Raw genomic sequence first — 14015 nt, 5'->3', positions numbered from 1 at the left:
AAGTATCGTGGGTATAACTTATGATTCATCATCATGACGTTACAAGGATTGGCCCATACGATGTTAGCTCGCGCCTTCGCACTGCTAAGCCTTTGCCTGATGACTTTCCAAAGTCAGGCCGAAAACATCAAGGAAAGTTATTCGTTTGCCGTTTTAGGTGAGCCTAAATACGCGATTAACTTTACCCATTTCGATTACGTCAATCCTGCGGCTCCAAAGGGCGGAAATATCACGCTTTCAGCGATTGGAACCTTTGATAATTTCAACCGTTATGCCCTACGTGGCAATGCGGGGGTGCGCACCGAAGCACTTTACGACACGCTGTTTACCACTTCTGATGATGAACCCGGTAGCTACTACCCCTTGATTGGCGAAATGGCGCGTTACCCTGATAACTTTGCCTGGGCCGAAATCGAAATTAATCCCCGGGCGCGTTTTCATGACGGTACACCCATTAAAGCCAACGACGTTGCCTTCACCTTTAATAAATTCATGACCGAAGGCGTTCCGCAGTTTCGCCTGGTTTATAAAGGCGCGAAGGTCAAAGCTATTGCGCCTTTAACCGTGCGTATCGAGCTGGCAGAACCGAGCAAAGATCGCATGTTGGGGCTATTTTCACTGCCGGTATTCCCGGAAAAATTCTGGAAAAACCATAAACTCAGCGACCCGCTATCCTCGCCGCCGCCAGCCAGCGGCCCTTATAAAATAACCGCATGGCGCATGGGCCAGTACATCACTTATTCTCGCGTCAGGGATTACTGGGCCGCCAATCTGCCAGTTAACCGTGGGCGCTGGAATTTCGACTCCATCCGTTATGACTATTATCTTGACGATAATGTCGCCTTTGAGGCTTTCAAAGCCGGTGCGTTTGATTTCCGCAATGAAGCCTCAGCCAAAAACTGGGCAACGCGTTACATCGGGAAAAACTTCGCTAATCATTTCATCGTCAAAGAAGAACAGCCTAACGAAGCGGCGCAAGATACGCGCTGGCTGGCCTTTAACATTCAACGCCCCATCTTTGCTGACCGAAAAGTTCGTGAGGCTATTGGCCTGGCGTTTGATTTTGAATGGATGAATAAGGCACTGTTTTATGGCTCTTATAGCCGGGCAAACAGCTATTTCCAGAACACCGAATATGCTGCACGTGATTACCCTGACGCCGCTGAATTGATGTTACTGGCACCGATGAAAAAAGATTTACCGCCCGAGGTCTTTACCACGATATACAACCCGCCAAAATCCAACGGCAATGGTTTTGACCGGGACAATCTGCTCAAAGCCCTGGCATTGCTCAAAGAAGCGGGTTGGGAACTGAAAGACCAGAAACTGATCAACGTTAAAACGGGTAAACCCTTCACCTTTGAATTATTGACCGCCACCACCGGCAACACGCAATGGATTCTGCCTTTCCAGCATAATCTGCAACGCCTGGGGGTCACGATGGAAATTCGCCAGGTCGATAACTCGCAGCTGACCAACCGCCTGCGTACACGCGACTATGACATGATGCCAACGCTTTACAGCGCCATGCCTTATCCGAGTGCTGACGTACAAATTTCGTGGGCGTCTGAATATGTCGATTCCACCTATAACGCGCCCGGCGTGAAAAGCCCGGTTATCGACAACCTAATTTCTCAGATTGTCGCCAATCAGGGCGATAAACAAAAACTGTTACCCTTAGGCCGCGCACTCGACCGTGTACTGACCTGGAATAATTACATGATTCCAATGTGGTACATGGCTGCAGACCGCTTTGCCTGGTGGAGCAAATTCTCCAAACCGGCGATTCATCCGTTATACACAACCGGATTTGACACCTGGTGGTATGACGTTAACAAAGCCGCTCAACTACCAGAAAACCGGCGTTAAGGACACTCATGGGAAGTTATCTGTTACGTCGCTTGCTGCTGATAATCCCTACCTTGTGGGCGATTATCACCATCAATTTTTTCATCGTACAGATAGCGCCCGGTGGCCCGGTTGATCAGGCGATAGCGGCGATTCAATTTGGCCATGGTTCAGGCGTGCCTGGCATGGCAACTGACACCATGGGCAGCGGACATGCGCGTGTGGGTGTCGCTAATGCGACTGACAGCCAGTATCGCGGGGCGCGCGGCCTTGACCCGGAAGTGATTGCCGAAATCACTCACCGCTACGGCTTTGATAAACCGCTTCATGAACGCTACTTCAAAATGCTCGGCGATTACCTGCGTTTTGACTTTGGCGACAGTCTGTTCCGCAGCTCATCGGTTTTGAATCTCATTAAAGAAAGCCTGCCGGTTTCAATCTCGATTGGCCTGTGGAGCACCTTAATTATCTATATTGTGTCGATTCCACTCGGCATACGCAAAGCGGTCAGCAACGGCAGCAGTTTTGATATCTGGAGCAGCACGTTCATTATTATTGGCTACGCGATCCCCGCTTTCCTGTTCGCTATTTTGCTGATTGTTTTATTTGCGGGCGGCAGCTATCTGGACTGGTTCCCGCTGCGAGGCCTGGTTTCGACCAATTTCGATACCCTGCCGTGGTACGGTAAGATCATTGATTATCTCTGGCACATCACGCTGCCGGTGCTGGCGACTGTGGTTGGCGGTTTTGCAACGTTAACAATGCTAACGAAAAACTCGTTCCTCGATGAAATTCGCAAGCAATACGTCGTCACGGCGCGAGCCAAGGGACTGGATGAAAGTAAAATTCTTTACCGCCATGTGTTCCGTAACGCCATGCTATTGGTCATTGCGGGTTTTCCTGCCACGTTCATCAGTATGTTTTTTACCGGTTCATTGCTTATCGAAGTGATGTTCTCGCTAAACGGGCTGGGGTTATTGGGTTATGACTCGACCATTTCCCGCGACTACCCGGTGATGTTTGGCACTTTGTACATCTTTACGCTGATTGGCCTGCTATTGAATATTCTCAGTGACATCACCTACACGCTGGTTGATCCGCGTATTGATTTCGAGGGGCGAGGATGAGCCGCTTAAGTCCCGTTAATCAGGCCCGCTGGGCACGTTTTCGCCACAACAAACGCGGCTACTGGTCGCTTTGGGTTTTCGCTGTTCTGTTTTTACTGAGTCTCGGATCTGAGTTGGTCGCCAACGATCGCCCGCTGATCGTCCATTATCAAGAGCGTCTTTACTTCCCGTTTATCAAGAATTACAGCGAAAGTGATTTTGGCGGCCCGCTGGCAACACCGGCTGATTATCAGGATCCATGGCTTGCACAGCGCCTGAGCGAGAAAGGCTGGGTGTTGTGGGCGCCGATCCGCTTTGGCTCGAATGCGATAAACTTTGCCACCACCGTGCCTTTCCCTTCGCCGCCGAGCAGCCAGAACTGGCTGGGTACCGACGCCAATGGCGGCGATGTGCTGGCGCGGATTTTGTACGGCACACGTATTTCAATCCTCTTTGGCCTGATGCTGACGCTATTTTCCAGCGTGATTGGCATTCTTGCGGGCGCAGTTCAGGGGTATTACGGTGGGCGAGTGGATTTGTGGGGGCAGCGGTTTATCGAAGTCTGGTCAGGGATGCCGACGTTATTTCTGATAATCCTGCTCTCAAGCGTTATTCAGCCGAATTTCTGGTGGCTGCTGGGTATTACGGTGCTGTTCGGCTGGATGAGCCTGGTAGGAGTGGTACGCGCTGAGTTTCTGCGCACCCGTAACTTCGATTATATTCGTGCCGCGCAGGCGATGGGCGTCGGCGACAGGTCAATCATCCTGCGCCATATGCTGCCCAACGCGATGGTCGCCACCCTCACATTTTTGCCGTTTATCCTTTGCGGCTCGATTACCACCCTCACCTCGCTGGATTTCTTAGGCTTTGGATTGCCGCTTGGCTCGCCGTCTCTGGGCGAACTGCTGCTGCAAGGCAAAAACAATCTACAGGCACCGTGGCTTGGCATCACCGCATTTTTCTCGCTAGCCATTTTGCTAACGTTACTCATTTTTATTGGCGAAGCAGTGCGCGACGCCTTCGACCCGAGCAAGGCGCACTGATATGACCACTCCACTGCTTTCTATCAAGAATTTATCCGTGGCTTTTCGCAGCGGCGATACCGTCCGCCAGGTGGTGGATGATTTATCACTTGAGGTGAATGCCGGTGAAACGCTGGCACTGGTTGGCGAGTCTGGTTCTGGGAAAAGTGTCACGGCGTTGTCGGTGTTGCGGTTGCTGCCCGCGCCGCCGGTTGTTTATCCCAATGGCGAAATATTCTTTAAAGGCCAGGAATTATTGCACGCCCCCGAAAAACTGCTTCGCACGGTGCGCGGCAACAAAATCGCGATGATTTTCCAGGAACCGATGGTTTCGTTAAATCCATTACACAATATTGAAAAGCAGCTTTATGAAGTGTTATCGCTGCACCGCGGAATGCGCCGTGAAGCCGCCCGTGCAGAAATGCTTACCTGCCTTGATCGCGTTGGCATTCGCAACGCAGCAAGTCGTCTAACTGACTTCCCGCACCAGCTTTCCGGCGGCGAACGCCAACGCGTGATGATAGCCATGGCGCTGCTCACTCGCCCGGAATTGTTGATTGCCGATGAGCCGACCACCGCGCTCGATGTCACCGTGCAGGCGCAAATTCTGCAACTGCTCAAAGAGCTCAAGCAAGAGCTGAATATGGGATTGCTGTTCATCACCCATAATCTGGGCATCGTCAAAAAGCTGGCCGATAACGTGGCGGTGATGCGCCACGGCAAATGCGTTGAGCAAAACTCAGCGGCTCAATTACTCTCTGCACCACAGCATTCCTATACTCAGCAATTGCTGGCGGCAGAACCTGCTGGCACTCCTCGCCCAGTTGATGAGTCTGTTTCCCCACTACTTACGGTTCGTGATTTGCAGGTCGCCTTCCCTATCCGTCGCGGTCTGCTCAAAAAGACCATTGGCTACAACTATGGAATTAAAGATCTGAGCTTTGCGCTGCGTGCGGGTGAAAGTATCGGTTTGGTTGGGGAATCAGGTTCGGGGAAAAGCACTACCGGCCTTGCGCTGTTACGGTTAATTCATTCCAGCGGCGAGATTTGGTTTGATGGGAAACCGCTGCACGAGCTTAATCGCAAAAAGCTGCTGCCGTTGCGTAGCCGTATTCAGGTCGTTTTCCAGGACCCGAATTCATCACTGAACCCGCGGCTGGATGTGTTGCAGATTATTGAAGAAGGTTTGCGCGTTCATCAACCGGCGTTAAGTGCCGCACAGCGCGAACAAAAAGTCATCGTGGCTATGCAGGAAGTGGGTTTAGATCCCGAAACGATGCACCGTTATCCGGCGGAGTTTTCTGGCGGGCAACGTCAGCGCATTGCGATTGCCAGGGCACTCATTTTACAACCCGAATTGATTATTCTTGATGAACCGACTTCGTCGCTTGACCGTTCGGTGCAAGCGCAAATTCTTGCGTTGCTGAAGTCATTGCAGGAAAAGCATCAGCTGGCCTACATTTTTATCAGCCATGATTTGCGCGTGGTGAAGTCGTTGTGCCATCAGGTCGTGGTATTGCGGCAGGGTGAAGTTGTGGAACAAGGGCCTTGTCAGCAAATTTTTGCCGCGCCTCAGGCGGAATACACACGCCAGTTACTCGCACTTGCCTGATAAATTTGGGCGTTAGAATGGGTTCGCGCTGGAAAACGACTCGGCAATCGCCACGCCAAAATTTTTCAGTCGGCAAGTTGCTGTTTGTTCATCCTGACGATTAACGAACAGGCACGGTTGGCCTTCACACTCCACAACCGCAGAATCCACTTCGATATCGCGCAGCGCCAGGCTTAGTTTGTGCATCGTCGGCCACGCTGAATCGCTGTTATTATCGCTGAGTAATTTCAGGCCAATCAGGCAGTTTTCAGCGCTCTGCCCGTTTTGCGGAATCGGTTCAACTCTGGAACCTGCAAAGCCCGCCAACCAGCGATAGCTGTGTGGTAAGCGATGAACGATGGAAAGTTGTAACGTATTCACTGTGGTATCCCCAAAAAAATCCAAATTTATTTCACAAACGATTCACATAAAGGTTAACACAATGTTAGTTAATTGTGTGTAAACAACCTCGAAACCGCTTACATCCGTTGTAATTATTTGTCTACCATTTCATATTTAACGTTTTATTTTTGTGCTGCTGCACACGTTTCGGCGCTATATGTAACGCTTTCTGCGATGTAACTCAACCTTTTTAACTACAAGAATGTGACTTTTTATTGCTGATGCGTTTACATTTGAGAAACAAATTGTAGGCATTCGTGGGGGAATTTCGTTGATGTGGATTAAAGAACGGGCATCTGGCGATGCCCGTTTTGAGATATTAATCTATTTCGTGGCTAAACGCGGGCGGCTGGCGTAGAGATAGAAACCAATAGAACACGTAGCACATACCGCAATCGACCAAATCATTGGCCACGCTGTATTAAAGGTCGCGATAGAAAGCAACGCCCCTGTTAATGCGCCAATACCAAAGCGGAACGTGCCTGCCAATGAAGAAGCCGTTCCCGCCATATGGGGAAATTCATCAAGAATGACCGCCATCGCATTCGACGACACCATCGAAACGCAGCCGACAAACACTGCAATTCCCAGCACCATCGACCAGAAACCTAACCCCATTCCGGTGCTCACCACCAGCCAGATAGCCATGGCGAACTGCACAAACAAGCCGAAACGGAACATCGCCAGTGGGCCAAAACGGCGCACAAAGCGGCTGTTGATCAGCGTCATGACAATCAGGAAGACAATGTTCAGCGCGAAGTAGTAACCGAAATGCTGTGGTTCAACATGGTTCAGCTCGATATACACAAACGGCCCGGCGCTCAAAAATGAGAACATCGCCGCAAAGCTGAACCCGCTCGCCAGCATATAACTCAACACGCGTTTGTGGCGGAACAGCGTGGCAAAGTTACCGATGGTAGTGCGCAGATGAAACTTCTGACGTCGTTCAACCGGGAGCGTTTCGTGAATCATAAAGAAGATCATGGCTGAGGCTAACAATGCAGCCACTGCCAGAATCCAGAAGATCGCATGCCAGCTAAACCAAACCAGCACCGCGCCCCCGACCATTGGCGCAACCAGTGGCGCAATAGTAGTAATCAGCATGACAAACGACATCATGCGCGAAAACTCTTCTTTCGGGTAAATGTCGCGCATCAGGGCGTTAATCACCACGCTTGCCGCAGCCGCCGAAAGGCCATGCAGGAAGCGCATCGCAATCAGGTGATCAATGGTTTGCGAGAGTGCGCAAGCAATGGCCGCCACGGCAAAGATGAGCGTGCCACCCAGTACCACAGGCTTACGGCCAATACTGTCTGCCATCGGGCCATAAAATAGCTGGCCGATAGCGAAGCCGAGAATATAGGTACTGAGCGTCATTTGTGCGCTGCCCGCCGGCACGCCAAATTCCGAGGCGATAACCGGCAAGGCCGGTAAATACATATCGATTGATAACGGCATTAACATGGCCAGCAGGCCAAGGATCACCACAATACCAATTGACGAGTTTTGCTTACTACTCAACGCTTCCTCCGGGAATTAACGTGGCGGCATGCCGACACTGGCAATTTCTTCTTCGGTTAATCGGCGATATTCACCTGGCGCGAGATCCTCATCCATCGCAATAGCGCCAATGCGTTCACGATGCAGGCCAACGACATGGTTACCCACTGCGGCGAACATACGTTTTACCTGGTGATAACGCCCTTCGCTGATGGTCAGACGCACTTCAAGCGGCGTGATGACTTCCATCACCGCGGGTAACGTCAGATCTTTTTCATTATGCAATTGAACGCCTGCGGCGAATTGTTCTGCTGTGTCATCTGACACAGGGTTTTCCAGCGTGACCAGATAGGTTTTTTCGCAGTGATGGCGCGGAGAAGTAATGCGATGCGACCACTGCCCATCGTCGGTCATCAGCACCAGTCCGGTGGTGTCGATATCCAGACGCCCGGCAGCATGCAGTTTGTGCGCCATCGGTTCATCGAGGAAATAGAGCACGGTTGGGTGATCCGGGTCTTCGGTTGAACAAACATAACCCTGTGGTTTGTTGAGCATGAAATAACGAGGGCCATTTTCCTGAGTCAGCGAACGGCCATCAAACTCAACCTGGTGTTCCGGGTTCAGTTTAAAAGCGGCGTCACGCACCATTTCGCCATCAATAGTGACACGCTGTGCGCGGATTTCACGGCCAGCAATAGCGCGGCTCACGCCAAGTTGCTGAGAGATAAATTTATCGAGTCGCATTAAAATATTGCCTGTTTCTAAGAGGTGCCAGCATAAGGCTAGCCGGGCATTCGCCCATTTTCTAAGGGAAAAATCGTTTGCCTGTTAATTAGTTTGCCAGTATAGCGGGATAGAAAACTCTCTCAAGCTAAAACCCCGATTCATGCCATAATCGACGCTTTCGTATCACTTATGACTAGTTTGATACCCTTTAGATTTCGAGTTACAGGTAGGCGGCAAGGGAGCTTATCCCCAGGAGCTTACTTGAGTAAGTGACTGGGGTAAGTGAGTGCAGCCAACACCCCTGTAGCTTGAAAGATGAAGGGTAGGAGTACCGATGTCTTTTACCCTGCGCCCTTATCAACAAGAAGCGGTCGACGCCACCCTCGCCCATTTCCGCAAACACCTCACTCCTGCGGTGATTGTTTTGCCTACGGGCGCGGGAAAAAGTCTGGTGATTGCCGAACTGGCTCGCGTGGCGCGTGGGCGCGTACTGGTGCTGGCTCACGTTAAAGAATTAGTTGCGCAAAACCACGCTAAATATTGTGCGCTGGGTCTTGAGGCCGATATTTTCGCCGCCGGTCTGCAACGCAAAGAGAGCCACGGCAAAGTGGTTTTCGGCAGCGTGCAATCTGTGGCGCGAAATCTTGAGCAGTTCAAGGGCGAGTTTTCATTGTTGATTGTCGATGAATGCCACCGCATTGGTGATTCCGATGACAGCCAGTATCAGCAAATCCTTGCCCATTTACGCACTGCAAATCCGAAGTTACGCCTGTTAGGCCTGACCGCCACGCCTTATCGTTTGGGGAAAGGCTGGATTTATCATTTCCATTATCACGGCATGGTACGCGGCAACGAAAGCGCCCTGTTCCGCGATTGTATCTACGAGTTACCGCTGCGTTACATGATCAAGCACGGCTATTTAACGCCCCCTGAGCGTCTGGATATGCCGGTTGTACAATACGATTTCAGCCGCTTGCAGTCACAATCCAATGGCCTGTTCAGCGAGGCGGATCTTAACCGCGAACTGAAGCAGCAAAAACGTATTACCCCGCATATCATCAGCCAGATTGTGGAATTTGCTACCGAGCGGCGCGGCGTGATGATATTTGCCGCCACCGTTGAACACGCCAAAGAAGTCACCGCCCTGCTGCCCTCTAACGATGCAGCATTGATTACCGCCGATACTCCCGGACCCGCGCGCGATACATTAATAGAAGCGTTTAAAAACCAGCAGTTTCGCTTTCTGGTAAACGTATCGGTACTCACCACCGGCTTTGATGCGCCACATGTCGATTTGATTGCCATTTTGCGCCCGACGGAATCCGTCAGCCTGTATCAGCAAATTGTTGGGCGCGGATTACGTCTGGCACCAGGCAAGAAAGATTGTTTGATTCTCGACTACGCCGGAAATCCCCATGACTTGTTTACGCCAGAAGTTGGGGCGGCCAAAGGCAAAAGCGACAATGTGCCGGTTCAGGTATTTTGCCCTTCCTGCGGTTTTGCCAACACTTTTTGGGGCAAAACCACCAGCGATGGCACGTTGATTGAGCATTTTGGTCGTCGTTGCCAGGGCTGGTTTGAAGACGATGACGGCACGCGTGAACAGTGCGATTACCGTTTTCGCTTTAAAAACTGCCCGCAATGTCACGCTGAAAACGATATCGCCGCGCGTCGCTGCCATCAGTGCGATCACGTTCTGGTCGATCCTGACGATATGTTAAAAGCCGCGCTGAAATTAAAAGATGCGCTGGTTCTGCGCTGCGGTGGGATGACCTTGCAACACGGTGGCGATGAAAAAGGCGACTGGCTGAAAATTACCTATTTCGATGAAGACGGTGCGGATGTCAGCGAACGTTTTCGGCTGCAAACGCCCGCCCAGCGCATGGCCTTCGAGCAGTTATTTATTCGGCCACACAGTCGTGCGCCTGGCGTGCCGCTGCGCTGGATAAATGCGGCGGATGTCGTCGCCCAGCAATCGGCGCTTCGCCACCCGGACTTTGTGGTTGCCCGCAAGAATGGCAACTTCTGGAACGTGCGGGAAAAGGTGTTTGATTATGAAGGCCGCTTCCGCCGGGCAAATGAATTACGCGGCTAGAGGTTCTTTTCATTGAAGCCCAGGCCAGATATGGCTATAATCCCGCCCGCTTTTGCATCCGCAAAGCAGATCACTTACCTGTTGCTGGGTCGCCTGTAACAGGATTATTTAAGAGAGAAACAGTTAATGTTTACTATCAATGCAGTAGAACGCAAAGAGCAGGGCAAGGGTGCGAGCCGCCGCCTGCGTGCAGCTAACAAATTCCCGGCAATCATCTATGGTGGTTCCGAAGCTGCGATCTCTATCGAACTGGATCACGACAACGTAATGAACCTGCAAGCTAAGCCAGGTTTCTACGAAGAAGTTCTGACTCTGGTTGTAGACGGTAAAGAAGTTAAGGTTAAAGTTCAGGCTGTTCAGCGTCACCCGTTCAAGCCAAAACTGAACCACATCGACTTCGTTCGCGCTTAATCGCGAATCTGGTTCGAAAAAAAACCCGCTTCGGCGGGTTTTTTTATGGCTCTCTTAAAGCGTTATTTGCCAGAACTACGGCGCTGTAACTGATCGCGCAGGTTAGGTGGCGTGCCTTTAATGGTCAGCGTATCGGTCGCCGGATCCCAGTAAATGCGTTCGCCTAACAGCATGGCATCAAAGTTAATCGTCAAACCACCGCCGCTACCGGCGAATTTGGTTAACTGGCGCAGCGTGCTGCGATCGGCTGGAAAACTTTCTTCCAGCTCATAGCCCTTATCAGCCGTGAACTGTTGGAAGTTCTTGTCTTCAACCGCCCACGGTAGCTCATCGGCCAGCGCAGAAAGCTCAATTTCCTCACCCGCCTGAAGCTGTTCGTTGCAGTACGCATAAACTTGCTGACGCGCGGCCTGGCGATCGTTCTTATCCAGTTGCGCTTCGTTGGTGAAGTCGTCCAGCGCTTGCAACAAACCTTTGTTCTGCGCTTTCGCGTTCAAACCTTCGCTTGCACCGAGGAAATCCATAAAGAAATCGGAAACTTTACGCCCTACTCGCCCTTTCAGGAAAGTCAGGTAGCGTGATGATTCCGGATTGGTTTCCCATTCGGTCAGATCAATACGCGCCACGATATCAGCATGGTTGATATCGAGGTGGTGCGTGGAACTGATATCCAGCTCTTCGTTAACGCGCATGCTGCTTAGATTATTCAGCACCGCCACCAGCAAATACTCCACCGCCAGATAGCGATACTCGCAGAACAGCACAATGCCGCCATCTGCAAAGGGGTATTTCGCCAGTTCATCACGCAAGCGGCCAGTGGCTGCGCGGCTGAAAGCGAGGAAATCCTCGTCGCCTTTACGTTGTGAACGCAGTGCTTCGGCCAGTTCACTCTCTTCGCTAAACAGGCCGTATGCTTTATTTTTTGCACTATACACACGGTGCAATTCGGCCATCATTTCTTCTACGGCGCCGTTCGTTGCCAACAGAGAATCACGCAGCACCACTTCAAGTGTCTGTTCGCCGCGTTTGATCAACTGGTGTAAGGCAATCTGGTTGATATCCAGACTCATGGTAAACTCTCCTTTTAGACTCGGCGGTATTCAACCATTGCCGGAAGCTTGGCGCAACATCCGTTAGATAATTAGGGTTGACGATATAGCGGATAAAAAAGCAGAAAAACAGGTCCTTCTACGGTAAGATAACGCCCTTTCCTGATTCTAATTGATTGTTAATTTATGCCACAAATATCCCGTTATAGTGACGAACGCGTCGAAGAACTGTTGAGTGAACTGGCAAGCGTGCTGGAAAAGCATCAAACGCCTACCGATCTTTCCCTGATGGTGCTGGGAAATATGGTCACCAACTTGATTAATACCAGCGTAGCTTCTGCTCAACGCCGCTCGTTGGCTCGCTCTTTCGCTGAGGCGCTGCAAGCCTCCGTGAGCGAAGACAAAGCTCATTAAGGGATCGTAGTTACACGTTATGGTGACTAACCGTCAGCGCTACCGCGAAAAAGTTTCCCAAATGGTCAGTTGGGGACATTGGTTCGCCCTGTTTAATATCCTGCTGGCAACATTGCTGGGTAGCCGCTATTTGTTTGTCGCCGACTGGCCGACAACGCTCACAGGCCGTATTTATTCCTGGCTGAGTGTTATCGGTCATTTCAGCTTTGTGGTTTTCGCCACTTATTTGCTGATTCTCTTCCCACTAACGTTCGTTGTGATGTCGCAACGCTTGATGCGCTTTGTCTCGGCAGCCCTTGCTACCGCAGGCATGACGCTGTTGCTTATCGACAGCGAAGTCTTTACTCGCTTCCATCTCCATCTTAATCCGATTGTCTGGGAACTGGTGATCAACCCCGACCAGAGTGAAATGGCGCGAGACTGGCAGCTGATGTTTATCAGCGTGCCGGTGATTTTATTGATTGAAATGCTGTTTGCGACCTGGAGCTGGCAGAAATTGCGCAGCCTGGGGCGGCGCAAACACTATGCTAAACCTGTGGTCGTGCTGTTTTTTGTCGCCTTCTTCAGTAGCCATATTATGTACATCTGGGCGGATGCGAATTTCTATCGCCCGATTACCATGCAGCGTGCAAACCTGCCACTTTCCTATCCGATGACGGCTCGCCGTTTCCTCGAGAAACATGGCTTGCTGGATGCAAAAGAGTACCAGCGCCGTCTTGTCGAACAGGGGAATCCTGAAGCGGTATCCGTGCAGTATCCGCTGAGCGACCTGCAATTCCGCGATATGGGTACCGGGCACAATGTACTGCTGATTACGGTGGATGGTCTGAATGCTGACCATACTCAGAAAGATCTGCCAAATCTGAGCCAGTTTGCCTCCAGCAACATTAACTTTACTCAGCATATGAGCGCGGGTAATGGGACGGATAACGGCATCTTTGGCCTGTTCTACGGCATTTCACCTGCCTATATGGACGGCGTTTTATCCGCTCGAGTCCCGGCGGCATTAATTACTGCATTGAACCAGCAAGGCTATCAACTGGGGCTGTTCGCCTCGGATGGTTTTGACTCATCAATGTACCGCCAGGCGCTGCTGTCAGACTTCTCTTTACCGTCCGCAAAAAGCCAGTCTGACGGGCAAACAGCAACGCAGTGGATCAACTGGCTGAATCAATACGCTTCTGAGGATAACCGCTGGTTCTCCTGGGTTGCTTTTAATGGCACCAACATTACGGATGATACCAATCAACAAGCCTTTGCTCGCCGCTATACCCGTGCAGCAGAAAACGTTGATGAGCAAATCAAACGTGTGCTGGATGCACTGGATGCTTCCGGCAAACTCAAAGACACGGTGGTGATTATTACCGCGGGTCACGGTGTGCCGCTTGGCAAAGAGCAGGATTCTTTTGCCTGGTCACGTTCGCGTATTCAGGTGCCATTAGTTATCCATTGGCCTGGCACTCCGGCGCAAACCATCACCAAGCTTACTGACCATCAGGATGTGATGACAACGCTGATGCAGCGCCTGTTGCATGTTAAAAATCCAGCCAATGAGTATTCACAAGGTGAAGACTTGTTTGCCGCGACACGTCGCCATAACTGGGTTGTGGGTGCAGATAATAATAGCCTCGCAGTCACCCTTCCGGACATGACGCTGGTGCTCGATAACAACGGTAACTATCGGATGTACGACCTACAGGGCGAACGCATCAAAGAAACCAAACCTCAGTTGGGTTTGTTGCTGCAAGTCCTGACTGACGAGAAGCGCTTCATCGCTAACTGATTGCTTATTTATGAATCAGTTAGCGTCAGGCTATCTTGCAAACGATCGCGAAAAAGGTAGTATTATTT

General features: G+C 51.1%; 12 protein-coding genes. 8 read left to right on the top strand and 4 right to left on the bottom strand.

The annotated features are described in order from the left end of the window. The first annotated feature begins 60 nt into the window (after positions 1-60). Genes D6029_RS16210 through yejF form a run of 4 tightly spaced genes read left to right on the top strand, consistent with a single transcriptional unit; the run spans position 61 to position 5588 of the window. On the top strand, positions 61-1869 hold the full coding sequence (locus tag D6029_RS16210; RefSeq protein ID WP_120065735.1) for an extracellular solute-binding protein: 1809 nt from the start codon (positions 61-63) through the stop codon (positions 1867-1869). Between the two features lie 8 nt (positions 1870-1877). Further along, the gene (locus tag D6029_RS16205; RefSeq protein ID WP_120065734.1) at positions 1878-2975 is read left to right on the top strand and encodes a microcin C ABC transporter permease YejB; all 1098 of its coding nucleotides are present in this window, start codon (positions 1878-1880) and stop codon (positions 2973-2975) included. After that, positions 2972-3997: an ABC transporter permease gene (locus tag D6029_RS16200; protein WP_120065732.1), complete on the top strand. Its 1026-nt coding sequence runs from the start codon at positions 2972-2974 to the stop codon at positions 3995-3997. Before D6029_RS16205 ends, D6029_RS16200 begins: the two co-directional genes overlap by 4 nt. A gap of 1 nt (position 3998) precedes the next feature. Then, positions 3999-5588 carry a microcin C ABC transporter ATP-binding protein YejF gene (gene yejF / locus D6029_RS16195; RefSeq protein ID WP_120065731.1) on the top strand — a complete coding sequence of 530 codons (1590 nt, stop codon included), beginning with the start codon at positions 3999-4001 and terminating at the stop codon, positions 5586-5588. A gap of 12 nt (positions 5589-5600) precedes the next feature. Here yejF and D6029_RS16190 read toward each other — a convergent pair whose 3' ends face one another. The 3 genes from D6029_RS16190 to rsuA all read right to left on the bottom strand — a co-directional run bounded on the left by D6029_RS16190 (position 5601) and on the right by rsuA (position 8213). Further along, on the bottom strand, positions 5601-5948 hold the full coding sequence (locus tag D6029_RS16190) for a YejG family protein (RefSeq protein WP_120065794.1): 348 nt from the start codon (positions 5946-5948) through the stop codon (positions 5601-5603). 345 nt (positions 5949-6293) lie between these two features. Continuing rightward, a complete protein-coding gene (locus tag D6029_RS16185; protein ID WP_120065729.1) occupies positions 6294-7490 on the bottom strand; it encodes a Bcr/CflA family multidrug efflux MFS transporter in 1197 nt (398 codons plus the stop codon). A 15-nt stretch (positions 7491-7505) separates the two neighbouring features. Continuing rightward, positions 7506-8213 (bottom strand): 16S rRNA pseudouridine(516) synthase RsuA, encoded by a 708-nt coding sequence (gene rsuA / locus D6029_RS16180; RefSeq protein ID WP_120065727.1) that lies wholly within the window; start codon positions 8211-8213, stop codon positions 7506-7508. A gap of 316 nt (positions 8214-8529) precedes the next feature. Here rsuA and radD point away from each other — a divergent pair, with 316 nt between their 5' ends. Further along, on the top strand, positions 8530-10290 hold the full coding sequence (gene radD / locus D6029_RS16175; RefSeq protein ID WP_120065725.1) for a DNA repair helicase RadD: 1761 nt from the start codon (positions 8530-8532) through the stop codon (positions 10288-10290). Positions 10291-10416: 126 nt separating this feature from the next. Continuing rightward, positions 10417-10701, top strand: coding sequence for a 50S ribosomal protein L25 (gene rplY / locus D6029_RS16170; protein ID WP_120065723.1), 285 nt, complete (start codon positions 10417-10419; stop codon positions 10699-10701). A gap of 62 nt (positions 10702-10763) precedes the next feature. Here rplY and yejK read toward each other — a convergent pair whose 3' ends face one another. Next, positions 10764-11771, bottom strand: coding sequence for a nucleoid-associated protein YejK (gene yejK, locus D6029_RS16165; protein ID WP_120065722.1), 1008 nt, complete (start codon positions 11769-11771; stop codon positions 10764-10766). A gap of 165 nt (positions 11772-11936) precedes the next feature. Here yejK and D6029_RS16160 point away from each other — a divergent pair, with 165 nt between their 5' ends. Both D6029_RS16160 and yejM read left to right on the top strand, forming a co-directional pair. After that, positions 11937-12164 carry a YejL family protein gene (locus tag D6029_RS16160; RefSeq protein ID WP_034458713.1) on the top strand — a complete coding sequence of 76 codons (228 nt, stop codon included), beginning with the start codon at positions 11937-11939 and terminating at the stop codon, positions 12162-12164. A gap of 19 nt (positions 12165-12183) precedes the next feature. Continuing rightward, the gene (gene yejM, locus D6029_RS16155) at positions 12184-13947 is read left to right on the top strand and encodes an LPS biosynthesis-modulating metalloenzyme YejM (protein WP_120065720.1); all 1764 of its coding nucleotides are present in this window, start codon (positions 12184-12186) and stop codon (positions 13945-13947) included. The last annotated feature ends 68 nt before the right edge of the window (positions 13948-14015 follow it).

Source organism: Buttiauxella izardii (assembly GCF_003601925.1).
Lineage (GTDB): Bacteria > Pseudomonadota > Gammaproteobacteria > Enterobacterales > Enterobacteriaceae > Buttiauxella > Buttiauxella izardii.
Note: the sequence above shows the minus strand (reverse complement) of the source record. Positions and strands in the feature narration are given on the sequence as shown.

Excerpts from the sequence above, each read along its gene's own strand:
- yejK (WP_120065722.1), bottom strand. The coding sequence starts at position 11,771 with ATGAGTCTGGATATCAACCAGATTGCCTTACACCAGTTGATCAAACGC.
- radD (WP_120065725.1), top strand. The coding sequence starts at position 8,530 with ATGTCTTTTACCCTGCGCCCTTATCAACAAGAAGCGGTCGACGCCACC.
- rplY (WP_120065723.1), top strand. The coding sequence starts at position 10,417 with ATGTTTACTATCAATGCAGTAGAACGCAAAGAGCAGGGCAAGGGTGCG.
- yejF (WP_120065731.1), top strand. The coding sequence starts at position 3,999 with ATGACCACTCCACTGCTTTCTATCAAGAATTTATCCGTGGCTTTTCGC.
- D6029_RS16210 (WP_120065735.1), top strand. The coding sequence starts at position 61 with ATGTTAGCTCGCGCCTTCGCACTGCTAAGCCTTTGCCTGATGACTTTC.
- rsuA (WP_120065727.1), bottom strand. The coding sequence starts at position 8,213 with ATGCGACTCGATAAATTTATCTCTCAGCAACTTGGCGTGAGCCGCGCT.
- D6029_RS16200 (WP_120065732.1), top strand. The coding sequence starts at position 2,972 with ATGAGCCGCTTAAGTCCCGTTAATCAGGCCCGCTGGGCACGTTTTCGC.
- D6029_RS16205 (WP_120065734.1), top strand. The coding sequence starts at position 1,878 with ATGGGAAGTTATCTGTTACGTCGCTTGCTGCTGATAATCCCTACCTTG.
- D6029_RS16160 (WP_034458713.1), top strand. The coding sequence starts at position 11,937 with ATGCCACAAATATCCCGTTATAGTGACGAACGCGTCGAAGAACTGTTG.
- yejM (WP_120065720.1), top strand. The coding sequence starts at position 12,184 with ATGGTGACTAACCGTCAGCGCTACCGCGAAAAAGTTTCCCAAATGGTC.